General features: G+C 60.9%; 21 protein-coding genes and 2 pseudogenes. 13 read left to right on the top strand and 10 right to left on the bottom strand.

Annotation, left to right across the window (positions count from 1 at the left end; all coding sequences use genetic code 11):
• Nucleotides 1-12: 12 nt before the first annotated feature.
• Both B9Z40_RS16925 and B9Z40_RS16920 read left to right on the top strand, forming a co-directional pair.
• On the top strand, nucleotides 13-588 hold the full coding sequence (locus tag B9Z40_RS16925; RefSeq protein WP_100174531.1) for a MarR family winged helix-turn-helix transcriptional regulator: 576 nt from the start codon (nucleotides 13-15) through the stop codon (nucleotides 586-588).
• Nucleotides 585-1,811, top strand: a complete 1,227-nt coding sequence (locus B9Z40_RS16920; RefSeq protein ID WP_100174530.1) for an NAD(P)/FAD-dependent oxidoreductase — start codon at nucleotides 585-587, stop codon at nucleotides 1,809-1,811. Before B9Z40_RS16925 ends, B9Z40_RS16920 begins: the two co-directional genes overlap by 4 nt.
• A gap of 115 nt (nucleotides 1,812-1,926) precedes the next feature.
• Here the strand turns inward: B9Z40_RS16920 and fghA are convergent.
• From fghA to B9Z40_RS16885, 7 genes and pseudogenes are all read right to left on the bottom strand, one after another.
• Nucleotides 1,927-2,766: pseudogene (gene fghA, locus B9Z40_RS16915) on the bottom strand (S-formylglutathione hydrolase).
• On the bottom strand, nucleotides 2,763-3,884 hold the full coding sequence (locus B9Z40_RS16910) for an S-(hydroxymethyl)glutathione dehydrogenase/class III alcohol dehydrogenase (protein WP_100174529.1): 1,122 nt from the start codon (nucleotides 3,882-3,884) through the stop codon (nucleotides 2,763-2,765). Before B9Z40_RS16910 ends, fghA begins: the two are co-directional and overlap by 4 nt.
• A 365-nt stretch (nucleotides 3,885-4,249) precedes the next feature.
• Nucleotides 4,250-5,416 (bottom strand): acyl-CoA dehydrogenase family protein, encoded by a 1,167-nt coding sequence (locus B9Z40_RS16905; RefSeq protein ID WP_100174528.1) that lies wholly within the window; start codon nucleotides 5,414-5,416, stop codon nucleotides 4,250-4,252.
• Entirely contained in the window at nucleotides 5,413-6,621 is a 1,209-nt protein-coding gene (locus B9Z40_RS16900; RefSeq protein WP_100174527.1) for an acyl-CoA dehydrogenase family protein, read from the bottom strand. Before B9Z40_RS16900 ends, B9Z40_RS16905 begins: the two co-directional genes overlap by 4 nt.
• Nucleotides 6,622-6,651: 30 nt before the next feature.
• Nucleotides 6,652-7,626, bottom strand: a complete 975-nt coding sequence (locus B9Z40_RS16895; protein ID WP_100174526.1) for a tripartite tricarboxylate transporter substrate binding protein — start codon at nucleotides 7,624-7,626, stop codon at nucleotides 6,652-6,654.
• Nucleotides 7,623-9,749: an acetate--CoA ligase family protein gene (locus B9Z40_RS16890; RefSeq protein ID WP_100174525.1), complete on the bottom strand. Its 2,127-nt coding sequence runs from the start codon at nucleotides 9,747-9,749 to the stop codon at nucleotides 7,623-7,625. Before B9Z40_RS16890 ends, B9Z40_RS16895 begins: the two co-directional genes overlap by 4 nt.
• Nucleotides 9,746-10,540, bottom strand: coding sequence for an enoyl-CoA hydratase (locus B9Z40_RS16885; RefSeq protein WP_100174524.1), 795 nt, complete (start codon nucleotides 10,538-10,540; stop codon nucleotides 9,746-9,748). Before B9Z40_RS16885 ends, B9Z40_RS16890 begins: the two co-directional genes overlap by 4 nt.
• An 84-nt stretch (nucleotides 10,541-10,624) precedes the next feature.
• On the opposite strand from B9Z40_RS16885, the gene B9Z40_RS16880 reads away from it, so the two are divergent.
• The gene (locus tag B9Z40_RS16880) at nucleotides 10,625-11,392 is read left to right on the top strand and encodes an IclR family transcriptional regulator (RefSeq protein ID WP_233204951.1); all 768 of its coding nucleotides are present in this window, start codon (nucleotides 10,625-10,627) and stop codon (nucleotides 11,390-11,392) included.
• 69 nt (nucleotides 11,393-11,461) lie between these two features.
• Here B9Z40_RS16880 and B9Z40_RS16875 read toward each other — a convergent pair whose 3' ends face one another.
• On the bottom strand, nucleotides 11,462-11,758 hold the full coding sequence (locus tag B9Z40_RS16875; RefSeq protein ID WP_199172591.1) for an ATP-binding domain-containing protein: 297 nt from the start codon (nucleotides 11,756-11,758) through the stop codon (nucleotides 11,462-11,464).
• Between the two features lie 232 nt (nucleotides 11,759-11,990).
• Between B9Z40_RS16875 and B9Z40_RS17455 the strand changes: the two genes are divergently transcribed.
• Nucleotides 11,991-12,140, top strand: coding sequence for a hypothetical protein (locus B9Z40_RS17455; RefSeq protein ID WP_369823492.1), 150 nt, complete (start codon nucleotides 11,991-11,993; stop codon nucleotides 12,138-12,140).
• Nucleotides 12,141-12,303: 163 nt separating this feature from the next.
• On the opposite strand, the gene B9Z40_RS16865 is transcribed toward B9Z40_RS17455, so the two are convergent.
• Nucleotides 12,304-13,086 carry an IclR family transcriptional regulator gene (locus tag B9Z40_RS16865; protein WP_100174523.1) on the bottom strand — a complete coding sequence of 261 codons (783 nt, stop codon included), beginning with the start codon at nucleotides 13,084-13,086 and terminating at the stop codon, nucleotides 12,304-12,306.
• A 95-nt stretch (nucleotides 13,087-13,181) separates the two neighbouring features.
• Between B9Z40_RS16865 and B9Z40_RS16860 the strand changes: the two genes are divergently transcribed.
• From B9Z40_RS16860 to B9Z40_RS16820, 9 genes are read left to right on the top strand one after another with little or no spacing between them, the layout of a single operon-like run.
• Complete coding sequence (locus B9Z40_RS16860; RefSeq protein WP_100174540.1) at nucleotides 13,182-14,177, top strand: tripartite tricarboxylate transporter substrate binding protein; 996 nt, start codon at nucleotides 13,182-13,184, stop codon at nucleotides 14,175-14,177.
• A gap of 32 nt (nucleotides 14,178-14,209) precedes the next feature.
• On the top strand, nucleotides 14,210-15,091 hold the full coding sequence (locus tag B9Z40_RS16855; RefSeq protein ID WP_233204950.1) for an amidohydrolase: 882 nt from the start codon (nucleotides 14,210-14,212) through the stop codon (nucleotides 15,089-15,091).
• Nucleotides 15,092-15,094: 3 nt separating this feature from the next.
• The gene (locus B9Z40_RS16850; RefSeq protein ID WP_100174521.1) at nucleotides 15,095-16,081 is read left to right on the top strand and encodes a tripartite tricarboxylate transporter substrate binding protein; all 987 of its coding nucleotides are present in this window, start codon (nucleotides 15,095-15,097) and stop codon (nucleotides 16,079-16,081) included.
• 32 nt (nucleotides 16,082-16,113) lie between these two features.
• Nucleotides 16,114-16,794, top strand: a complete 681-nt coding sequence (locus B9Z40_RS16845; RefSeq protein WP_100174520.1) for an RraA family protein — start codon at nucleotides 16,114-16,116, stop codon at nucleotides 16,792-16,794.
• Nucleotides 16,791-17,717: an NAD(P)-dependent oxidoreductase gene (locus tag B9Z40_RS16840; protein WP_100174519.1), complete on the top strand. Its 927-nt coding sequence runs from the start codon at nucleotides 16,791-16,793 to the stop codon at nucleotides 17,715-17,717. The genes B9Z40_RS16845 and B9Z40_RS16840 overlap by 4 nt, the downstream gene beginning before the upstream one ends.
• A gap of 11 nt (nucleotides 17,718-17,728) precedes the next feature.
• Nucleotides 17,729-18,811 carry a cyclase family protein gene (locus B9Z40_RS16835; protein ID WP_233204949.1) on the top strand — a complete coding sequence of 361 codons (1,083 nt, stop codon included), beginning with the start codon at nucleotides 17,729-17,731 and terminating at the stop codon, nucleotides 18,809-18,811.
• Between the two features lie 40 nt (nucleotides 18,812-18,851).
• Nucleotides 18,852-19,826 (top strand): tripartite tricarboxylate transporter substrate binding protein, encoded by a 975-nt coding sequence (locus B9Z40_RS16830; RefSeq protein ID WP_100174518.1) that lies wholly within the window; start codon nucleotides 18,852-18,854, stop codon nucleotides 19,824-19,826.
• Nucleotides 19,827-19,838: 12 nt separating this feature from the next.
• Nucleotides 19,839-20,816 (top strand): tripartite tricarboxylate transporter substrate binding protein, encoded by a 978-nt coding sequence (locus B9Z40_RS16825; RefSeq protein ID WP_100174517.1) that lies wholly within the window; start codon nucleotides 19,839-19,841, stop codon nucleotides 20,814-20,816.
• Nucleotides 20,817-20,823: 7 nt separating this feature from the next.
• A complete protein-coding gene (locus B9Z40_RS16820; protein WP_100174516.1) occupies nucleotides 20,824-21,744 on the top strand; it encodes an SMP-30/gluconolactonase/LRE family protein in 921 nt (306 codons plus the stop codon).
• A 517-nt stretch (nucleotides 21,745-22,261) separates the two neighbouring features.
• Here B9Z40_RS16820 and B9Z40_RS16815 read toward each other — a convergent pair.
• Nucleotides 22,262-22,552, bottom strand: a pseudogene (locus tag B9Z40_RS16815) (lysozyme); the annotation flags it as partial.
• Between the last annotated feature and the right edge of the window lie 118 nt (nucleotides 22,553-22,670).

The following is a 22,670-nucleotide window of genomic DNA, read 5'->3' as shown; positions in this document are numbered from 1 at the left end:
CAACCCTATCCCATGAGCAAGGTCTCCCCCGCATCTGTTTCTAAGCGCAAATCCTCTGCCAAATTTACTGATAACAAGGCGGTGGTGGACTTGGAGCGCTATGTTCCAGCATTCTTGACTTGGATCGCCAACAAGCTCTCAGGTGGTGCCTCAACCGCTTACCTGAGCGCTTTCAATGTTGGGATTGAGACTTGGCGGCTACTAGTGTTGCTTGCAATCGAAAAATCGCTAACGGCACAGGCGATCTCGCGCACCATTGGCATGGACAAATCTTCGGTCAGTCGTGCTTTCAAAAGCATGCACTTGCGTGGGCTTATTACCATTGGCTTAGACGATGCTGATGGGCGACTGCGCGTGGCGACCATTACGCCCAAGGGCCGTGCGCTGCACGATGAGATCTTGGAATTGGCAATGGAGCGCGAACGTGCATTTCTAAGCGTCCTTAATGACAAGGATCGAGAAAACCTTATAAGCTTGCTGCGCCGCCTTCACGATAACTTGCCAGTGGTAGAGAAAGCTACACAAGAGTATCTTGCAATTCATCATCCGAAATCAAAAAGCCGGCGCGCCGTTGGTCACACCGTATGAATACCGACCAAATTGTCATCATTGGAGGTGGTCACGCTGCTGCCGCAATTTGCGTTGCATTATCAGAAGCAGGTCTAGGTCATCGTATTCACTTGGTTAGCGAAGAGCAAGAACTTCCGTACCACCGCCCACCGCTGTCAAAAAGCTTTCTGAAAAAATTAGATGAAGCCATCACACCACACAAAGCATCAACTTGGTACGCCGAAAAGGGCATCCAAATCCATTTGTGTGATCCTGCAGTATTCATAGACCGTAAAGCCCGAAATGTGATGCTGCGCTCCGGCGTTGCACTGGCTTACCAACATTTGGTCATTGCTACCGGAACCAGGGCACGGACACTCAATGCATTACCACCGTCTGTATCCAACGTCCATCTGCTTCGCAATGCAGCCCATGCGCGCAGCCTGCGAACCCGACTGAATGAAATGGTTTCCGCTGGCCGTGGCCTTACCGTACTGGGTGGAGGATTCATCGGACTTGAAATCGCTGCATCTGCACGCCAGCTGGGGCTAGAAGTGACTGTTTTGGAAGTCGCGCCACGCCTACTGGGTCGTTCTGTTTCTGCAATGATGGCCGAACACGTCTTGGAGCATCACATCAGTATGGGTACGACCATCCAAATCGGTGTACAAATTGACGGCTACGAACTTCTCGAAAATCAGTTGCGTTCAATGCAAGTTAACGGTAACCGCATGGTTGTGGATGAGATGCTCCTTGGGATTGGTGCATTTCCAGAAACCCAACTGGCCAGCGACTGTGGACTGAGTGTGGACAACGGTATTGTGGTGGATGCTTACATGCGCACATCCGATCCAGCCATATTAGCGATTGGTGACTGCGTTGCTTTTTCAACTGCCGATGGTGGACGGCTTCGCCTTGAATCTGTACAAAACGCCAATGACCAAGCGCGAACTGCTACAGCCACACTGCTCGGTCAGGAAGAGCCATATGTATCGGTCCCTTGGTTCTGGTCTGAACAGGGGTCCATGCGACTGCAGATGGCGGGACTTTTGCCTCCCTCATTTGAAACAATCCGACGTCCTGGAGCAAACGCCAACAGCTTCTCTTTATTTCATATGGTCGGCGATAAGCTTTTGTGTGCAGAGTCAGTCAACGCTCCTCTGGACCACATGATGTCCCGTAAGTTGATAGAAAAACGCATGCAGCTCAATCCATCAACATTGGCTGATCCATCAATCCCACTCAAATCGCTTTTCAATTGAATCGTAAGGCGGCACATGCTGCTCTTCACAACAGGCAATCCTTCAGTCGCTAAATATGGCAGCGATCGCTGATTTTTTGATGGTTACCAACTCGATCATCCGACAGCTTCTTTTATTACGTGGCAAAAAATAGATATTTCGCGTGGTGTTCAAAGTGATCGCCTAAGAAGGTGGCGATGAAGTAGTAGCTGTGGTCATACCTCGGCTGCATGCGCAGCGTCAGCGGATGGCCCGCCGCCTCGCAAGCGGCTTGCAACCGTTCGGGGCACAGTTGCGCCAAAAACTCGTCGGCATCGCCTTGGTCCACCAACAGGTGCAGCTTTTCCTGGCGCGCAGTGGCCACCAACTCTGTGGCATCCCATGCACGCCACGCCTGCGGGTCTGCCCCCAGGTAGGCGCTCAAGGCCTTTTGGCCCCAAGGCACTTGCGATGGCGCGGCGATGGGTGCAAACGCCGACACGCTGCGGTAGCGGCCCGGGTGCCGCAATGCGGTAATCAATGCGCCGTGCCCTCCCATCGAATGGCCAAAGATGCCGCGTGATTCACTCGCTGAAAAGTGCTGCTCGATCAAGGTGGGCAACTCGTTGGCCACATAGTCTTGCATGCGGTAATGCGCGGCCCAAGGGGCTTGCGTGGCGTTGACGTAAAACCCCGCGCCTTGGCCCAAGTCGTAGGCCGCGTCGTTGGCTACGACTTCGCCGCGCGGGCTGGTGTCGGGCGCGACCACGATCACGCCATGTCGCGCCGCGTGTGCCTGTGCACCGGCTTTGGTGATGAAGTTTTGTTCGGTGCAGGTCAGGCCCGAGAGCCAGTACAGCACCGGGCACTTGACGCCGCGCAGCGCTGCCTCGGGCAGGTACACGCCCACGCGCATCTCACAACCCAGCGTGCTGGAGGCATGTGTCCAGACTTCTTGCCGCCCGCCAAAGCTGGCGTGTTATTCGATGCGTTTCATTCGCTGCCTTCAAAGTGCACCACCGAGCGGATGGACTCGCCGTTGTGCATCAAGTCAAAGGCGTGGTTGATGCCGCTCAGCCCCATGGTGTGGGTGACAAACGGGGCCAACGCGATGCGTCCGGCCATGGCGTCGTCCACCATGCCGGGTACTTCGCTGCGGCCTTTGACGCCGCCAAAGGCGGTGCCCATCCAGCGGCGGCCAGTGACCAGCTGGAAGGGGCGGGTGGAGATTTCCTGGCCCGCACCGGCCACGCCGATGATGACCGACTGGCCCCAGCCACGGTGCGCACATTCGAGCGCGGCCCGCATGACGTTGGTGTTGCCTATGCATTCAAAGCTGTGGTCCACGCCCCAGCCGGTCATCTCGACGATGACTTGCTGAATGGGTTTGTCGTGGTCTTTGGGGTTGACGCAGTCGGTCGCGCCAAAGGTGCGCGCCAGATCGAACTTGCTGGGGTTGGTGTCGATGGCGATGATGCGCCCGGCCTTGGCCAGCTTGGCGCCTTGCACCACGGCCAGGCCAATGCCGCCCAGGCCGAAAACGGCCACCGTGTCACCTTCTTGCACTTTGGCCGTGTTTTTGACCGCGCCCAGCCCGGTGGTCACGCCACAGCCCAACAGGCACACCTGCTCGGGATTGGCGTCGGGCCGGATTTTGGCCAGCGAGACTTCGGCCACGACCGTGTATTCGCTGAAGGTGGAGCAGCCCATGTAGTGGTACAGGGGCTGGCCTTGGTAAGAAAAGCGCGTGGTGCCGTCGGGCATGACGCCTTTGCCCTGCGTGGCACGCACGGCCACGCACAGGTTGGTTTTGCCCGACTTGCAAAACAAGCACTCACCGCACTCGGCGGTGTAGAGCGGAATGACGTGGTCGCCGGGCTTGACACTCGATACGCCCTCGCCCACCTCGACCACAATGCCCGCGCCTTCATGGCCGAGCACGACCGGAAACAAACCTTCGGGGTCTTCGCCCGAGAGCGTGAAGGCGTCGGTGTGGCAGATGCCGGTGTGCGTGATCTTGACCAGCACCTCGCCCTTGCGCGGCGGCGCGACATCGATCTCGACGATTTGCAAAGGTTGGCCAGCTTCAAAGGCGACGGCTGCACGGGATTTCATAAAGGCTCCGATGAGATGAAAGGCAAAAGATGTAAGGAGGAATGTTTTCCATTCAGGCTCTGAGTCATCCTACCTCTCCCGCAGGTTTTCCAAATCACCCGGCTTGACGTAAAGTTAAAAAAATAACCGCTAAGGACAAGCGGAATTCAGAGTTCTAATTTAAAAATCATTTGATGTCATTGCCTTTTTACAGCTCACCCTAAGTGTGATGGCAATAGAGTCTACGGATTGCTCTAGAAAAACATTAGGATTCGCTGCAATTTACATTTCAATTATCTTAAATCGAATGGCGACTTTGGGTCGGAAGCACCCCAAGGCCCAGGTTGTTGAATGGCAGCCATGCGCCGATCCCGCAGAGATAAAGCTTACAACCCCAGCACTGTTTTGCCGATCAGCCCAAGCTGAATTTCGGCAGCCCCGCCGAAGATAGTGAAGGCCCGGCTGTTGCAGTATTCAGGAACCAGCGTCGCCGCGAGGCCAGGACCGTCCGGCGGCGCGCTACGCCAGCGCAGGCCGGCGGCGCCCAGGGCATCCACGCCAAGCTCACCGATCTCCTGCTTGAGCCGGCTGGCGCGCAACTTCAGGATAGAGGACACCGGACCCGGGTTGTCGCCCGGCGGCAGCGCCGCCATGGTCCGCATCTCCAGCCATTCGAAAGTGTCCAGGTCGCTGACCACTTCACCGAAGCGGCGCTGCATCCCTTCGGACAGCACCTGGTCAGCCGATGACGCCATGGCCTCGGCGACCCGCTTCAGCTGCGAGCGCAGCCGCGGGCTGAAGATGCCGGCGCCCCGTTCAAACTCTAGTAGATACTTGGCACATTCCCAACCGGCGTTTTCCTCGCCGATACGGTCCGCCTGCGGCACCCGCACCCCGTCAAAATGCACCTCATTGACGTCGTGATCGCCGCCGATGGTGGCAATCGGCCGGACGGTAATACCTGGGCTGGCCATGTCTATCAGCAGGAAGCTGATGCCCTGTTGCCGCTTTCCCTCGGTGCTGGTGCGCACCAGGGCGAACATGCGGTTCGCATGGTGGGCCTGGGTGGTCCAGATCTTGGTTCCGTCCAGCACGTAGTCGTCACCGTCGGGTCGGGCGCGCAGGCTCAGGGACGCGAGGTCCGATCCAGCGCCGGGCTCCGAGAAGCCCTGGCACCAGTAATCCTCACCCGACAGGATGCGCGGCAGGTAAAGGCTTTTTTGAGCCTGAGTGCCAAAGCGCAGGATCACCGGTCCGACCAACCGCACGCCCATGGGGTGCACCAGCGGGGCACCGGCCAGAGCACATTCGGTCTCAAAAATGAAACGTTGCAGGGCCGTCCAGCCGGTGCCGCCCCATTCCTCGGGCCACAGGGGCACCAGCCAGCCTTGCACCTGCAGGACCCGCTGCCACGGTCCCGACACCTCCGGCTCGGGATACATGGAGGTCGTGCCGCGCTGTCCTTCGCGCAGAGCGTCGGTCAGGTGCATGGCGAGAAACGCCCGGACCTCGGCCTGAAAGGCCAGGTCGGCCGGACTGAGTTCGAGATTCATACAGACTCCTCCTGCAGTGCCGCTGCCGACGCCACCCGTTCGCGCAGCGTCTGGCTGCACGCGAACCGGCCGCTGGCCAGCAATTCGTTGCCCAGCAACGCGGCGTGCGACGCGGCGTCGCCATCCTCACCTGCGAAAGCCAGCAGCAGGCGAAAGGTCGCTGCCACCGGCAACTCTTCGCACACGCCCATGGCACCGTGCAACTGCACCGCCTCCTTCGCGACAAAGCGCGCAGCCCGGCCGACCTTGTTCTTGGCCATGGCCGCCAGCAACTTGCCTGCAGCCGGCTCTTGCACCATCCGCATCGCGGCCAGCTCGCAAGCCGCCTGAGCTTCGGTGCAATACACCGCCATTTCGGCCAGGCGGTGCTGCACGACCTGGAAGTTGGCCAGCGCTTGGCCAAATTGCCGGCGCTGCTGCGTGTAAGTCGTCGTTTGCTCCAGCACGGCCTGCATGGCGCCGGTTGCCTCCCAGCAATGGGCCACGACGCCTTCGGCGATCACCCGGTGCAACAGGGGTGTCATGCCGGCTGCGCCGGCCGACCCGCCGATCAGCGCCTCCGGCCCCAGCAGGACACCATCGAAAACCAGGTCAGCAGCGCTGCCGCCATCTGTGGTCGCATAGGCGTCGATGCGCACGCCGGGCTGCTGCGGATCGACGAAGAACAGCAGGTCGCCCTCACCCCGGCCCGGATCACGCGCCGAGACCAGCCATTGGGCCGCACCCGCCGCCCCACGCACCAGCAGCTTACGCCCATCGATGCGCCAGCCCTCGCCGTGTGGCTGCGCCAGCGTCCGGCGCGGCTGCCAGGGCAACGTGTCGCCGGATTCGGTGTGTGCGAACGCCAGCCGGTGCTCGCCGGCGATCACGCCAGGCAACCAGCGCTCCTGCTGCTGCTGCGTGCCGGCCAGCGCCAATAGCCGCGCGGCCTGCAGCACACAGGCGCGCAGCGGCTCCACGACCAGGTGCCGGCCGAAGGCCTGCATCAGCACGCCGGCCTCGAGCGGGCCACCGCCGAACCCGCCGGCGGCTTCCGCCAAGGGCAGCCCGAGCCATCCCATCTCTGCGAACGCGCGCCAGACCACGGCCGCGCCGCCATCACGATGAACGCTCGCCTCGCGCTGGCGAAAACTGTAATTGCCAGCCAGCCAGTCCAAGGCGCTGGCCTGGATCAGCTGCTGCTCTTCGTTGATCGAAAAATTCATGCGAATGCGTTTTCGTGGGAAGCCGACATCTCAGTCGGCTTTGATGTTGGCTCTCTTAATCACGCTCGCCCACTGGTCGACGTCGCGACGCAGGAAGCTGGTGAACTCAGCTGGCGTGTTGCCGATGATGTCTAAGCCCCAGCCCTTGAACCGCTCCCTAATCTCCGGATCTTCCAGCACCTTGGCCACTTCGCGGTGAAGGCGATCGACCACCGGCTGCGGTGTTCCGGCCGGAGCCACCAGGCCCAGCCAGGGCATAGCCTCATAACCGGGCACGCCCGACTCCGAAACTGTAGGCAGCTCGGGAATGGATTGGGAGCGTTTGGCCGTGGTCACCGCGAGGGCCCGGAGCTTGCCCGCCTTGATGAAGGGGCCCGACGAGCCGAGCGCATCGATCATCACGCCCACCTGGCCACCGACGAGGTCGATCAATGCCGGGCCGCTGCCACGGTAGGGAATATGGACCATGTAGACGCCCGCCATGCTCTTGAGCAGCTCGCCCTCTAGGTGCGTTGAAGTCCCGGTGCCGGTGGATGCGTAGTTGAGCTTGCCCGGATTGGCCTTGGCGTAGGCGATCAGTTCCTTGACGGATTTCACCGGCAACGCCGGGTTCACCACCACCACGTGGACCACCGATGCGATCTGCGTCACCGGCGTGAAACTTTTGATCGCGTCGTAACTGACCTTGTCGTAGATCAGTGGCGCCGTACCGAGCGACGAGGCGGCCACCAACAGCGTATAGCCGTCAGCGGGCGCGCGGGCCACCAAGTCGGACGCCAGCACCGTCCCGGCGCCAGGCTTGTTGTCGACAATGACCGGCTGGCCCAGCCGCGGCGCGAGCTTTTCGGCCAGTGCGCGCGCCAGCAGATCGGTCACCCCGCCGGGCGGAAAGGGAAGCACTAACCGGATTGGCTTGTTCGGGTAGTCCTGGGCCGAGGCCGAGGGTGCGACGAACGCTGCCGCGGCAGCGAGCACCAGCACGGAAAGTTTGATGACGGATTTCATGGGTGTGTCTCCTGTGATGTAGTTGATGGACGTACGAGCACCAGGGCGTCGAGCGCGACCGCGCCCTGCCCCCGTGCCCGCACCTGAAGCGGGTTGATTTCAATTTCATGGGCCTGCGCGCCCAGCGCTGCCGCCGCATCGGACAGCGCCGCCACGCTCGCGCAAGCACTCTCCACATCGGCCAGCGGCCGGCCGCGAAAGCCGTCGAGCAGCGGCCAAGCCTTGAGCTCGCGCAGCATGTCGGCAGCCATGATGTCATCCACCGGCAACAGGCGATGGCAGGCGTCACGGTAAAGCTCGGTCAGCACGCCGCCCAGACCCACCGTGAGCGCCGCGCCGAACACCGGGTCGTGCGTGACACCGACAATCAGTTCGGCGACGCCACCGCTGGCCATGACCTGGACTAGGACGCCGTCGATACGCGCCTTGTCGTCGTAGCGCCGCGCCGACTCGAGAATCTCGGCGCAGGCAGCGCGCAGCGCCGCCTCGTCCTGGATGTTCAGCCGCACGCCGCCAGCTTCCGTCTTGTGTGCAATATCAGCGCTGAGGATCTTCAGCGCCACCGGATAACCGATGGCCCGCGCCGCGGCTGCAGCCGCATCGGCATCAGCGGCCGGTTGCTCCGCCACCGTCTGCACGCCAAAGCCGGCCAACAGCCGTTTGGTGTCATGCTCGTTCAGCCGCGCCGGCAAGACAGGCGCTGCACCATGCGCGCTCACCCGCGCACGCAAGGCAGCCCAGCGCTCCACGGCAGGCTGGCGTGCCAGCCAATGGCAAAACGGCGCCAGCGCCTGGGTCGCCCGGCCGATGTCGTCGAACACCGGAATGCCCGCCTCCACCAGCTGCGAACGGCACTGCGCCGCGCCGGTGTCGATGGCGACGAACAGGCGGTCATACTGGCCGCAGATATCCACCAGCGTTTCTGCCATGCGGTCAAGTAAATAGCCAGGCGCATAGACGATCACCACATCGACCTCACCCGTCTGTGCCAGGGCCTTGAAGATGGTCCGCACGAAATCCGGCGAATTGACGACGTTGCCCGTCACGTCCACCGGGTTGGAGACCATGCCGTAGTCCGGGATGCCTTCGCGCAGGGTGCGTTGCAGCGCTTCGCTCAGCGTGGGCACGTCGAGTTCCGCGCCAATCAGCTTGTCTGCCAGGATGGCGCCCAGCGCGCCCGACATTGTGACGATGGCGACGCGCCGCCCGCCGCTGCGCTGGCGGAAACCGCTCAGGTAAGCCAGGTCGGCCATCTGCGCAAAATCCGTTCCGCGAATGACATTGAGCTGCGCAAAGCCGGCCTTGTACAGCGCCATGTCGCCAGCCAGCGCCGACGTGTGCGACCGCACTGCTTCCGAGCCTTTATCGGTTTCGCCCGCCTTGTAGATAACCAGCGGCTTGCCCTGGCGCGCGAATGACAGGGCGGCGTCGATAAAGCGCGGGCCATGGCGCAGCTGCTCCACATACCCGATCACGCAATCGGTGTGCTCGTCCTGAGCCAGAAATTCGAGGTACTCCGAGAACTCCACACAAGCTTCGTTGCCGGTATTAATGAAGTGACTCACCGGCACGCCGAGACGGCGCATCAGCGCAAAAACCGCCGAGCAGACATTACCGCTCTGGGTCAACACGCTGGCTCGGCCAGGCCCGGTCTGCACCGGCACGTTGCGAAACACCGATGCGAAGGCGGTGTAGGCGTGCAGGTTCAGATTGGCAAAACCCATGCAATTAGGGCCTGCCACAACCATACCGGTGCGCGATGCAAACTCCTCTAGTGGGCGCTGTAGGGCGACGCCGGCATCTCCCGCTTCGGCAAAGCCCGCGGCATAGACAATGGCTGCGGGAATGCCCTTGGCATGACAGCGCTCGAGCATGGCCGTAACGTCTTCGGCGCCTATGGCCAGAACGACCAAGTCCGGCGCCTCGGGCAACGACTCAATGTCGGGGTAACAGGCGTAGCCAAAAACCTCTTGGTACTTCGGGTTCACCGGGTAGACCTTGCCTGCGTAGCCGAAATGCCGAAGCAAATCCAACGGCATGCCGCCGATGCGCCCTGCCTGATTGCTTGCGCCGACCAAAGCGATCGAATGGGGCTGCAGCAGAGAATCGAGCTTGTGCGTCACGCCTTGGTCCCTTTGATAAGCGCATTGGCCAAGCCTGCTTCTTTTGTCTGCCGGTATTCCTCACTCAAGTGGCTGAGCTGATGAAGGTCGAAATGTGCTGACAGCGCCTGGCGCATGCCCTGCACGTCAACCGAACGGTTGAGCGACTTCTTGAGAATCTGCATGGCGAACGGCGGCGCCTTGGCCACTTGTTGCGCCAGAGTCATGGTTTCCTCGTCCAGGCGGTCGGTCGGAACGACGCGGTTGACCATGCCCATGGCTTTGGCCTCGACAGCGCCCAAGCGCCCGCCGGTGAATAAAAGCTCTTTGGCGTTGCGCAATCCCATGACCCAAGGATGGATCAGCACCTCGGTTGCGGCCGCACCCATTGTGTGGGTCACGGGATCAGAGAAAAAGGCATCTTCTGCTGCCACCATCAGGTCGCACATGTTTGCAAGCATGAAGCCGGCCGCCACGCAGGCGCCCTGCACCTGGACGATGGTGGGCTTGGGAAAGTCCCATATTCGCATGCAGTAGCCGAAATAGCGTTTTTCCTCATAGGCCCAGCGCTCTTCAACGGTGAATTCGGCGCGCTCAGCCTGCGCCTGTTTGAGGTCGTGCCCGGCAGAGAAATGCTGTCCCTTGGCGGCCAGAACGACAACGCGGGTGTCCGTATCGGCCTTAGCATCCTCGAAGGCGGCATCAAGATCGTCGAGCAGCTGCTGGCTCTGTGCATTGCGTGCAGCTGGGCGATTCAGCCAGATGCGGCGCACAGCGCCGGATTGCTCGATCAGCAGGAGAGACTCACTCATGGGACGACCTTTTTGTGATTTCGGAAAATCTTATGTTCTGCGAGGTATGCTCACATCACAAGATATTTTTGATAAAAATCCCACATGATGAGCAATTCAAAGCAAACGCCAGGCGCCCAAAACATGCGGCGGGCCCTGCAGGTGCTGCGTGTGCTGGGCAGATATCACGAGCACGGCTTGAGCGTTAACGAGGTGGTGGCCCAGACCCAGCTTGAACGCTCGACAGCGCACCGCCTGTTGACCTGCTTGGTTGAAGAGCATTTCGCCGACCGCGATGCATCGAGCCGGCGCTACCGTCTGGGGCTGGAGGCGATGCGGCTGGGTTTTGCATCGCTGCGCCGGGCGCCGCTGGTCGACTCCTATGAGCCGCTGCTACAGCGGTTGGCGCGCATCTCGGAGGACACCGTGTTCCTGCTGGTGCGGCAGGGTGACTACACCGTCTGCCTGCGACGTGAAGACGGCGCGTTTCCCATCAAAATTTTTAGCACCCGGGTAGGCGACATTAGGCCGCTGGGCATCGGTGTGGGCGGCATGGCGCTTCTGGCGGCCGCTTCAGACGGTGATATTGCACGTATTCGCAATCAGCACGTCCAGGCCTTCGAGGCGGCGGGGTTGAACTCGGCCCAGCTTGACAAGGTACTCACCCGGACGCGCCGCATCGGTTATGCCGAAATGGTGGACACAGTCACGCAGGGTGTCGCAGGCGTCGGAGCAGTGCTCCCTGACGCCACCGGCTCAGCCTTTGCGGCCATCTCAATCGCTGCCATCAAGCCGCGTATGACACCGGCCCGGCGAATGGAGCTGGGGCAACTGATATTGAGTTCGCTAAAGGAAGTGGAACAGGCCTACTGACCAACATTCAGCCCCTTGGTCCCTGAGCAGCCACATTTTTCTCATCTGGGAGTCTCGCGATGCGGGCAATCAGGTGCGCGTTCCATCCTTGAACGCAGCGCACGTTGCCGCCCGCCCCACGATGACCAACAGCGACTTGGCGCGGCTCATGCCTACGTAGAGCAGCTCTTGCCGCTTTGACAAATCGATGGTGTCCAAGCCCCACAAGATCACGATCGGCGATTCGAGACCTTTGAACCGTTGGATTGTGTCGATCAGGACCGTGGACTTACCTCGAACCCCCTCCTCAAGCCAAGTTGCTGGCTTCGGCAACGGAAGCCTTCTCAGGGCAGCGTAGTACTCGGCCTTGTGCAAGGCATCGGCCACGGGTATCCAGCGACTGGTGCTTGAACTGCATCACTAGAAACTTCAGCCCGAGACAGTCACAGAAATGGAAGCGGAGTCCATGGCATGAGCGACCTTCAAATCCGAGCCACTGGCACCACTGAAGTAATCCAGTCCAGCGACGGCCGGATCACGCTGTCGGTACCGATTCAGATCAAACGCCGCAGCGGGCGAAAACAAATGACGCGGCCTAACGGGCAATCAGGTCAGCCGCATGGTGAACCTGACCACTCTGGCACCAGACATCGTTGAGGCGATTCTGGAGGATGCGCTGCCGGACCACCTGACGCTGTTTGATCTTGCGGTGGACCCGCCTGCGCTGTGGAAGGAGCAGAGGTTACGGATTTGGTGCGATGGGGACTGACTCCAAGGCAGCGGTAGCTGCCCGTCCGCACATGGCCTTAAATGCCTGCTAATGGCGGCGGATTCAACCAGTCATGTGCAAGGCACGCACTGAACGACTGCTTTCATATTGCCCGTCAGCGTTTGATCACCTCACAGCAAAACTACTTTTAATGGAAGGCGCATCAAGGATGCCAAGTTGACACAACTTTGGGGGTATCGTCCGACCGTGCCCCGGCCAGTGCATACGACAAGCGATTGGCCGCGTCCATCACGGTTTGGGCATGGGCTTCTAGGACCTTCTCGGTCAAGCGTGAGGTGGGTCCCGAAATACACATCGAGCCCAGCAGTCGCCAGTTGAGTCCAAAAACCGGTGCCGCTACGCTGGAGACCTGGGGTTCGCGTTCACCCATTGAGATGTGGTAACCGCGCCGACGGATGTCTTCGTACACCTCTCCGGGCTCGCCCGAAAACGCCAAGATCACCCGACCCGGCGCCCCCAGTTGCAAAGGTAGACGCATCCCGATTCGGACGTGATGCCGCACGGACTGCGGCCCTTCGACACGCGCAATGCAGGCACGTTCATCGCCCTCGCGCACATAAAAGGAGGAACTTTCCTGGGCTTGCTCGGACAGACTGCGCAGCAAAGGCTGAACGGCATTGTTGATGTCAAAACCGGCTTGGTAACGCGCTCCCAGCCAGCCCGCGGCTGGGCCAAGTCGCCATTCGCCTTCTTCGCGCTGCACCATATAACCGCTGTGTGCCAACGTGCGCGCCAGGCGCAGCACGGTGCTGTTGTGCAAACCTGTGCGGCGGCTCAGTTCGGCCAAGGTAAGGTGACGCTCGCCAATGTGAAAGGCCTCCATCACCTGTAAAGCACGCGAGACAGCGATGACGCCACCTTCCGGAGTTTGTTCCTGGGTGGGCGCATCGCCAGACGCTGATTGGGGCTTTGAATATCGCGGCATGAAACATGTTTCATTGTGTGAAGCATCATTGTATCTAGTGAAACAAACTCCTACATTTAGAACAACACATTCCGCAACACTCCATGGAGACAAACATGTTGATTCGTCCTTCTCGCCAGACCCTGTCGCGCCGCCTCGCGCTTGGCCTTTTGGGTGCCCTGGCCCTTTCGTCGGCCATGGCCCAAACTGACAACTGGCCAGCCAAGCCAATCCGTATGGTCGTGCCTTTCCCGGCCGGTGGAGGCACCGACATCATTGCCCGGGAGGTGACCCAGAAGATGGCGGCCACCAACAAGTGGACCTTCGTGATCGACAACAAGCCAGGATCGGGCGGCAACATTGGCATTGACAACGCTGCCAAGTCCAGCCCCGACGGTTACAGCCTCGTGATCGGTCAGACCAGCAACCTGGCCATCAACCCCTCGCTCTACAGCAAGCTGCCCTACGATCCAGTCAAGGACCTCACCCCGATCGGCTTGGTCGGCAATGCCGCATTGGTGGTGGTGGTTACTGCCAATTCGTCGTTTCGTACTCTGGGCGATGTCATCAACGCCGCCAAGGCGCAGCCGGGCGTTGTGAACTACGCTACCTCGGGCAATGGCACCGTGGCCCATCTCGCCACCGAACTTCTGCAACGCGAAGCCAACGTCAAACTCACCCACATTCCCTACAAAGGAGCGGCCCAGGGCATTAATGATGTGATGGGCGGTCAGGTTCAACTTTATGTCTCCTCGGTGCCCACCTTGATTGGGCACATCAAGAACGGCAAGCTCCGTGCGCTGGCGGTGACCAGCGCAAAGCGGGTCGATGACCTGCCCCAAACACCTACAGTGGCCGAATCGGGCTACAAAGGCTTTGACGCCGTCACTTGGTTTGGCCTGCTGGGTCCGGCGAATTTGCCTGCTGCCGTGGTGGCCAGCGCCAACACCGAACTCAACAAGGCACTCAACGCCCCCGATCTGCGCAAAAAGCTCGAGGATCAGGGCCTGACCGTGACACCCACGAGTGCCAGCGAATTTGGCCAACTCATTCAGGGCGACATCGTCAAATGGGCTCCGGTGGTCAGAGGTTCTGGCGCGAAGGTGGATTGAGCCTGCTTGTAGGCCAGGATCAGGTTACCACCTTGTCTGAAACCTTTGCGTTCTCGGCCGGCACCGCATCGGCCCGAATCCCGTTACCGGCCAAGGCCTGTGATGCGCACATCCATGTGTATGACAGCCGGTTTACGGCAGCGGCTGGTGCATCCCTTCACCCGCCGGATGCCACGATTGAAGACTACCGGTCGGTGCAACAACGCATGGGTACGGAACGTGCTGTGCTGGTGACACCATCTACCTACGGTGCCGACAACCGCCACATGCTGGCCGGACTGGCCCAGCTCGGCACGCAGGGAAGAGGCGTTGCGGTCATCACCGGTGACGAGCCCGCAGCCCAGCTCCAGACACTGCACCAGAACGGCGTGCGGGGTGTGCGCATCAACCTGTCCTTGGGTGTCCTGCACCAGCCTAGCGATATTAAAAAAGTCGCCCAACGCATTGCTCCATTGGGCTGGCATTTGCAATTGTTGATGCCGCTGGAGCAATTGCCAGGCCTGGCCGAGGGTTTGCGCACTTTGCCGGTCGAGTTGGTCTTCGACCATTTTGGTCGTGTGACACCTAGCCTATGCGGTCGGCATCCGGCGCATGCGCTCTTGCTGGAACTGCTTAGAGCGCGACGCGCGTGGGTCAAGTTGTCGGGTGGTTACCTGGTCAGCTCAGCCCACCGTACCGATGACCCGTCACTGTTGCCACTGGCCAGCAGTTTCATCGATGCTGCACCTGATCGTGTGATCTGGGGCAGTGACTGGCCACACGCCACCGCATCCGCCGGGCGCCACCCCATGCCCGACGACGCGGCGCAAATCGACGCATTGGCCAGATGGGCGGGTGATGGCCAACAACTCGAACAAATTCTTGTTCACAACCCACAAAAGCTCTACGGCTTTGACGCACTCACTGAAAGCTAAACCATGAACACCCTTTCCTCTTTTCGTCGCTTGTTGGTTGCCAGCCTGTGCACACTCTGTGTGATGCCCTCGGCCTTTGCGCAAGCCGAATGGCCGGGCAACCGCCCCATCAGCTGGGTCGTACCTTACCCTGCAGCAGGCAGCACCGATGTGTTGGCGCGCACCCTGGTGCAGCGCATCGGGGCTTCGACCGGCACCAACGTGGTGGTGGAAAACAAGGCTGGTGCCACAGGCACCATCGGTGGTGCTTTTGTGGCCAAAGCCGCAGCCGATGGGCACACCGTGCTGCACACCACCATCGGTGCGCAGACCATTGCGCCCCACCTGATGCCCAAGCTGCCCTTTGACCCCCTCAAGGACCTGGAACCGGTCAGCCTGGTCGGCACGATTGCGCACGTTCTGGTGGTTGGCACCTCCCAGCCTTACCAGTCGGTTACCGATTTGCTCAGCGCTGCCAAAGCCAAGCCTGGCGACATCGCGTTCGCCTCCGGCGGCAACGGCACCATATTGCAAATGCAGGCCGAGCTGCTGGCCCAGCGCAACGGCGTGAAGTTCATCCATGTGCCCTATAAGGGCGACACGCCCGCATTGCAGGACACACTGGGGCAGCAGGTGCAATTCATGTTTGCGCCAGTGACCGCGGCCCTGCCCCATATCAAGAGTGGCAAGCTGCGGGCGCTGGCTGCCACGTCGGCGGCGCGTCTCAAAGTCTTGCCCGATGTGCCCACCATGGCCGAAGTCGGGCAGAAAGATTTTGTGGTCGAGCAGTGGCAAGGCGTTTACCTGCCCGCCCGCACCCCCAGTCTTGTGGTGCAACGCGTCAACAACGAAATCAACAAGGCCCTCAAAGACAGTGTTGTGACCGAACTGGCCGACAGGCTTGGCATCACGCTGGTCGGCGGCAGCGCCAAGGTGCTGGCCGATACACAAACCAATGACTCGGCCACCTGGGCCCGAGTGATCCGCACGGCCAACATCAAGATCGACTGAATTCCATCTTTCATTTCACACAAGGACACCTCATGAGCCAAGACATCGTGCGCGACTTCGAACGCGTTACTCCAGAACTGGTCGCACAAGCGGCGGACTTTCAAGCCGCTATCCTGGCCGACGTGGCCGGTCGCCGTGGCACCATGCACGGCCGAATCCAGGCCCTGCGCCCGCGCATGCAGGTCGCCGGACCCGCCCTCACCGTCGAGGTGCGTCCCGGCGACAACCTGATGATCCACGCGGCAATCGCCATGGCCAAACCCGGTGATGTGTTGGTGATCGACGGCAAGGGCGACCAGACCTCGGCGCTGATGGGCACCATCATGATGACCGCCTGCCGACAGTTGGGGATTGCGGGAGTCATCGTGGACGGTGCGGTGCGCGACAGCTTGGAGATCGACGAGATGGACTTCCCGGTCTTTTCGGTGGGCACCAACCCCAATGGCCCGACCAAAAACATCGGCGGTCGCATCGGGCACCCCATCAGCTGCGGCGGCGTGAGCGTCCAGGCCGGTGACTTCGTACTGGCCGATGCCGACGGCATCGTAGTGGTCGAGAAAGACAAACTCGCCAGCCTGATCCCGGCCGCCCACAAAAAGGTCGAAGACGAAGCCAGGCGCATCGCCCAGATCAAGGAAGGCAAGACCGCCGCCTCGTGGCTGCTCCCTTCGCTGCGCGCTGTGGGCGTGCTCAAGGATGGAGAAACACTGTGAGCCAACCCGCCCTCATCGTGACTGGCGCTGATCTGGCGCAGCAGGCGTTGGACCTGCTGACCGACTTCGAGATCATTTACGCGGGCAAGACCCCGACCGAAGACGACATGGTGGCCCTGTGCCAACGCCATGACCCGGTGGCCATCATCGTGCGCTATGGCGCTGTGAGCGCCAAGGTCATGGACGCTGCGACCTCGCTGCGCGTGATCTCCAAGCACGGCAGCGGTACCGACACCATCGACAAAGCCGCCGCCCAAGCGCGCGGCATCGAGGTGCGTGCCGCCGTGGGTGCCAACGCCGCCGCCGTGGCCGAACAGGCCATGGCCCTGCTGTTGGCTTGCGCCAAATCGGTGGTCGATCTGAACACCCGCATGCACGCGGGGCATTGGGACAAGGCCACACACAAAAGCATCGAGCTGCACGGCCGCATCATTGGCCTGGTCGGCCTGGGCGCGATCGGCCAGCGCTTTGCACGCATGTGCGACGCCATGGGCATGAAGGTGCTGGGCTTTGATCCTTTTGCCAAATACCTGCCTGACTACATCCAGTCGGTGGACCTCCAAACCATCTGGCGCGAGTCGGATGCGATTTCGTTGCACTGCCCACTCACGCCCGAGAACCGCGACATGGTCAATGCCCAAACCCTGGCGCAGTGCAAACAAGGCGTGATCGTTGTCAACACCGCCCGGGGTGGTCTGGTCAACGAAGTCGACCTGCTGGCCGCAGTGCAGTCGCGTCAGGTGTTTGCTGCCGGACTGGACAGCTTCGCGGTCGAACCCATGACCGCGCTGCACATTTTCCATAACGCGCCAAACATCCTGCTGAGCCCGCACATCGGCGGCGTGACCAGCGACGCCTACATCAATATGGGTGTGGGCGCGGCGCGCAATGTGCTGGACGTGCTGGCCCAGGCCACGGCCTGAGGCTATCGACCATGACAGCGCAAAACATCAAGCCACGTTGGAAACACGCGCCCCCCGGCAGCCACTGGGGCGAGTTCGGCCCAGACGACCGCCTGGGCCGCATGAACCTGGTCACCCCCGCCAAGGTGCGCCAAGGCATGGCCGAGGTGCGCGAAGGATTGACGTTTTGCCTTTCGCTGCCACTGGACGTGCCTGGCGGCATGGCACTCAATGCGCGTCGCCTGCCGCCCCGGCTTTATGGCACGCTCCGCGATGGCGCGAGCCAAGGGGTGCAGGGCTTTTGCTGGTCGTATGCGACAGAAGACCCGAATCTGACCGATGTCGTCTGCGACGAGGTCATGCTGATGAACACCCAGTACTCCACGCAGTGGGACAGCCTGGCGCACATCGGCAGCCGCTTTGATGCCGACGGCGACGGCGAGGCCGAAGCTGTCTTCTACAACGGCTTTCGTGCGGGCACCGACTTGCACCCGGGCACCACCGACCCGGAAGCCCCGCAAGACTGGGCACGCTACCCCGATCCAGATGCGGGCGCTTTGGGCGTGGCCAATCTCGCGGTTCATGGCGCACAGGGCCGTGGTGTGCTGATCGATCTGGACAAGCACATCGGCCGCCAACGCGTGGCCGTGGGCTATGAGCAGCTGATGCGCATCCTCGAAGCCGATCGCATTGAGGTCGAGGAAGGCGACATGGTCTGCCTGCACACCGGCTTTGCCGACACCTTGCTGGCCATGCGCAAGCAGCCCGACGTGAAGTACCTGCACGAAACAGGCAGCGGCCTGAACGGCTCGGACGAGCGCCTCCTCAAATGGATCACCGATACGCGGATGGCCTGCCTGATGGCCGACAACCCGGCGGTGGAGCTGGTGGCGCGACCGTCGCTCACGCGCAGCACGCCGCTGCGCGGGCCGCGCCTGCCGCTGCACGAACACTGCCTGTTCAAAAACGGCATCCACCTGGGCGAGCTGTGGTGGCTCACGCCGCTGGCGCACTGGCTCCGCAACGCAGGTCGTTCGCGTTTTTTATTGACGGCACCACCGCTGCGTCTGCCTGGCGCAGCCGGTTCACCCGTGACCCCCATCGCCACCGTTTAGCCACCCTTTAAAACCAATCCCTATCTGAGAGGAAGACTCCATGCAACGCAGAACGTTCAACACACGCCTGGCCGCCGCTGCCTTGGCCATGTCCATGGCCACTCCAGCTGCTTGGGCCGCCTGGCCCGACGGAAAACCCATCAGCATCGTTGTGCCCTACGCCCCCGGCGGAACAGCGGATGCGCTGGCGCGCCTGATCGCCCAGCACCTTGGCCCCAAACTTGGTACCTCGGTCGTGGTGGTCAACAAGGCGGGTGCCAGCGGCGTCATTGGTGCGCAATTTGTGGCGCAGGCACCCGCAGACGGTTTCACCATGTTGTACGACGCCACTCCGTTTTCCATTAACCCGCATCTGCAAAAGCTCCCTTTTGACGCCGACAAGGACCTGATCCCAGTGACCCAAGTGGGCGTGACGCCCATGCTGATGACAGTGCCCAAGACTTCCCCTTATGCCTCGGCTTCCGACCTGATCAAGGCGGGCAAGGCCGCACCGGGGAAGCTGACGTTTTCTTCGGGTGGTCAGGGCACGGTGCAGTACATGGCGCCCGAGTTGATGAACCAAGCGGTGGGCGTGAACATGCTGCACATCCCTTACAAGAGTGGTGGCCTGGCCATCACCGGTACCATCGCAGGCGAGGTGGACATGGGCTTTTTCAACCTGCCCGCCATCAGCAGCCACGTCAAAGCGGGCACGCTCAAGGCGCTGGCCATCACATCGGCTCAACGTCAGCCGCTGTTCCCCGATGTGCCCACCGTGGCCGAAGTGATCGGAAAGCCCTATGAGTCCTTTGAATGGAATGGCATCTTTTTGCCACGCGGCACCCCGACCGACATCGTCAACCGCCTCAACGCTGCACTGCGTGACGTCTTGGCCACACCCGAAATCAAGGCCCGGTTCGACAGCCTGGGCTCACGCATCGTGGCCTCTTCGCCCGAAGAATTCCGCAAGTACCTGACGGCCGAATCCGGTCGCTGGGCCGTCACGGTCAAGGCCGCAGGCATCAAGAAAGAATAAAGGCAGCTTCACATGAGCACACTGCAAAACCCAACACGTCTGGCCACCGCTCTACTGATGGGCCTGGCCGTCTCCAGTGCCGGGGCGCAAGCCTGGCCCAGCAAACCCGTGCGCATCGTCGTCGGCTTCTCGGCTGGCGGCCCCACCGATGTGCTGGCCCGCGCCTTTGCCGAGCACGCTTCGCGTGCGCTGGGCCAGAGCGTCATTGTTGAAAATAAACCTGGCGCGAACACCATCCTGGCCGCTGAAGCGGTGGCGTCTTCCCCTGCCGACGGCTACACCCTCCTGATGGGCGCGACCAACCACACCATGATCCCGGCGCTCTACAGCGCCCGTGTCAAATTCGATGCGGTGCGCTCTTTTGCGCCTATCTGCACCCTTGCCGTCAGCCCCACGGTGCTCGTCACCGGCCCGGCCATCACGGCCAAAACTCTGGGCGCCTTCATGCAGCAGGTGCGCGAAGCACCGGGCAAGCGCAGCTACGGCACACCAGGCATCGGCAGCTCGGGTCACTTTGCCACGGAGCAATTTTTACGCATGACGGGTCTGAGCATGAACCACATCCCCTACAAAGGCGCTGCCCAGGTGGTGACCGATGTGATGGGCGGCCAACTCGACAGCTCGTTCGCCACGCTGGGTTCGGTGCTGTCGCAGGTGCAGGCGGGCAAGCTGAGTGCGCTGGCGGTAGCGTCGCCACGCCGCTCGTCCTTGTTGCCCAACGTCCCAACATTTGCCGAAGCGGGCGTCAAGGGCTACGTGGCCGATGCCTGGTACGGCCTGCTTGCCCCTGCAGGCACGCCAGCCACGGTGCTGCAGGCGTTGGAGAAAGCTGCAAGACAATTCACCGAGCAGTCTGGCACGGCAGCCAAGCTGCAAAGTTTGGGCATGGAGCCACAAAGCAGCTGCCGCGACGCTTTTGGTGCCGATATGGAGCGTGATGTGAAGGCCTACACCCAACTGGCCCGAGAGCTCGACCTCAAGGCAGAATAAGTCCACCATGATCCTTCTGAATCCGCCCGCCGTTCGTCCTCTGGAGCTCTTCAGTTCCATGCCCGAAAAATACCGCAATACCGGTGTGCACAGCCTTTGGGCTGACGCCAACATGCCTGGCAGGCAGCTGGACTCCTTTTTGGAGGGGCCGGTGTTCGACGCGCAGGGCAACCTGTTCGTCACCGACATCCCCTTCGGTCGGGTGTTCCGGATCAGCCCGCAAGGCCAATGGGATTTGGTGGCGCAGTGGGACGGCGAGCCCAACGGCATGAAGTTCTTGAACCCCGGGCAGTTGTTGGTCACCGACTACCGCAACGGTCTGGTGGTGCTCGACATTCAAAGCGGCCAGGTGCGCCCATTTCTGGAGCGGCGCAACAGCGAAAGCTTCAAAGGCGTCAACGACCTGGTTTTTGACTCGCGCGGCAACCTGTACTTCACCGACCAGGGGCAAACCGGCCTGCACGACCCGACGGGCCGCGTGTACCGCCTGGCCCCCGATGGGCGGCTGGATATGCTGCTGGGCAATGTGCCCAGCCCCAACGGCATCGTGTTGTCCAACGACGAGCGTTTTTTATTTGTAGCGGCCACCCGGGGTAATTGCGTCTGGCGCATGCCTTTGCTGGCCGACGGCAGTGTGTCCAAGGCAGGGCAATTTTTCACTTCCTACGGTCCCAGCGGCCCAGACGGACTGGCCATGGACGAGATTGGCCGCCTGTTGGTAGCCAACCCCGGTCTGGCCTATGTCTGGGTGCTCAGTCCTCGGGCAGAGCCTGAAGAAGTGTTAGTTGGCCCTGCGGGTGCTTCCATCACCAATCTGGCTTTTGGCGGTTCCGACCGAAAAATATTGTTCTGTACAGATTCGACCCATGGAAACATCATGCGCATCGAAATGACTGTGGCAGGTACACCGTTACATCAAAACAAATAAGACAGAAGCTATGTCCATATGCACAGGCCTCTGTTAATTTAAATAGCGGCATTTCCCATAGCGGTCATCTCCACCATGAGACTTAACCACTGAAGAGGGTCGGAAGCTGCCTATCGACCGGCTTGGGGCGAGCGACAGCAAACAGCCTAAAGCCGCCCCTTAAATTTCTCCACAAACACTTCTTTCATGACCAAAGAGGTTCCCCGGCACATGAACTATGGATTGGAAATCCGAAACATCGCCACAAGTAAATGCTTGCTCGTGCATGCACTAACCCACCCCGCTGAGAAAAACGCGCAGCCAATCGGTATGAATTTTTCAGATCGACTTGATAGCTCCTCGGGATCGAAGCAAACATGCGGCTTCATGGAACTAACGGAGCCCGTAGCATGCAAGCCCATACTAAAGAAGAAATCGACTCAAGGACTGAACCAAGCCCTATGGCCATCATTGGTGCCATCCTCGCCCAGGGCGCTATCAGGTGGATGGATCGGCAAAAGAAAGATCAACAGGTTGCTCAAAAAAGCAGCAAAGTCTCTGCCTCCCGCCTAATTGCTAAGCCCGGGAGCACTTTGCCGCCGCCGTAAATCCACCTGCGTAACTCCAGCGCCGTACCCGCCCAATCCCGCTGATTGACACGCCGTCGAAGCGTAGACGCCTGCAACCGGCCAGCACCAAGGTTGAATGTGAAATCAACAATGGCCGCAAGCCGCCCCTCTGGCTCAGTGGCCAGTACCGGGCAGTAGCGCAGTGTGGCTCGCAGTGCATCGGCCATGTCGGCAGCGAGATAAGCCTCACCTGTTGATTGGCCTTAAAAACTGAGCCACTTTGAGAGGAATTTGCATCCAAATTTGAGCCACTTCATTGGCCTATCCTGCTCATTTTTTGAGCAAGGGTGGCCGGGAGTGATCAACGTGGGAACTTTG

The sequence above is a fragment of the Limnohabitans sp. 15K genome, from assembly GCF_002778285.1.
Lineage (GTDB): Bacteria > Pseudomonadota > Gammaproteobacteria > Burkholderiales > Burkholderiaceae_C > Limnohabitans_A.
The sequence above is the reverse complement of the archived record's forward strand: the minus strand, read 5'-3'. Positions and strand labels throughout refer to the sequence as shown.

Excerpts from the sequence above, each read along its gene's own strand:
- B9Z40_RS16925 (WP_100174531.1), top strand. The coding sequence starts at position 13 with ATGAGCAAGGTCTCCCCCGCATCTGTTTCTAAGCGCAAATCCTCTGCC.
- B9Z40_RS16920 (WP_100174530.1), top strand. The coding sequence starts at position 585 with ATGAATACCGACCAAATTGTCATCATTGGAGGTGGTCACGCTGCTGCC.
- B9Z40_RS16910 (WP_100174529.1), bottom strand. The coding sequence starts at position 3,884 with ATGAAATCCCGTGCAGCCGTCGCCTTTGAAGCTGGCCAACCTTTGCAA.
- B9Z40_RS16905 (WP_100174528.1), bottom strand. The coding sequence starts at position 5,416 with ATGAATCTCGAACTCAGTCCGGCCGACCTGGCCTTTCAGGCCGAGGTC.
- B9Z40_RS16900 (WP_100174527.1), bottom strand. The coding sequence starts at position 6,621 with ATGAATTTTTCGATCAACGAAGAGCAGCAGCTGATCCAGGCCAGCGCC.
- B9Z40_RS16895 (WP_100174526.1), bottom strand. The coding sequence starts at position 7,626 with ATGAAATCCGTCATCAAACTTTCCGTGCTGGTGCTCGCTGCCGCGGCA.
- B9Z40_RS16885 (WP_100174524.1), bottom strand. The coding sequence starts at position 10,540 with ATGAGTGAGTCTCTCCTGCTGATCGAGCAATCCGGCGCTGTGCGCCGC.
- B9Z40_RS16880 (WP_233204951.1), top strand. The coding sequence starts at position 10,625 with ATGATGAGCAATTCAAAGCAAACGCCAGGCGCCCAAAACATGCGGCGG.
- B9Z40_RS17455 (WP_369823492.1), top strand. The coding sequence starts at position 11,991 with ATGGTGAACCTGACCACTCTGGCACCAGACATCGTTGAGGCGATTCTG.
- B9Z40_RS16865 (WP_100174523.1), bottom strand. The coding sequence starts at position 13,086 with ATGCCGCGATATTCAAAGCCCCAATCAGCGTCTGGCGATGCGCCCACC.
- B9Z40_RS16860 (WP_100174540.1), top strand. The coding sequence starts at position 13,182 with ATGTTGATTCGTCCTTCTCGCCAGACCCTGTCGCGCCGCCTCGCGCTT.
- B9Z40_RS16850 (WP_100174521.1), top strand. The coding sequence starts at position 15,095 with ATGAACACCCTTTCCTCTTTTCGTCGCTTGTTGGTTGCCAGCCTGTGC.
- B9Z40_RS16845 (WP_100174520.1), top strand. The coding sequence starts at position 16,114 with ATGAGCCAAGACATCGTGCGCGACTTCGAACGCGTTACTCCAGAACTG.
- B9Z40_RS16835 (WP_233204949.1), top strand. The coding sequence starts at position 17,729 with ATGACAGCGCAAAACATCAAGCCACGTTGGAAACACGCGCCCCCCGGC.
- B9Z40_RS16830 (WP_100174518.1), top strand. The coding sequence starts at position 18,852 with ATGCAACGCAGAACGTTCAACACACGCCTGGCCGCCGCTGCCTTGGCC.
- B9Z40_RS16825 (WP_100174517.1), top strand. The coding sequence starts at position 19,839 with ATGAGCACACTGCAAAACCCAACACGTCTGGCCACCGCTCTACTGATG.
- B9Z40_RS16820 (WP_100174516.1), top strand. The coding sequence starts at position 20,824 with ATGATCCTTCTGAATCCGCCCGCCGTTCGTCCTCTGGAGCTCTTCAGT.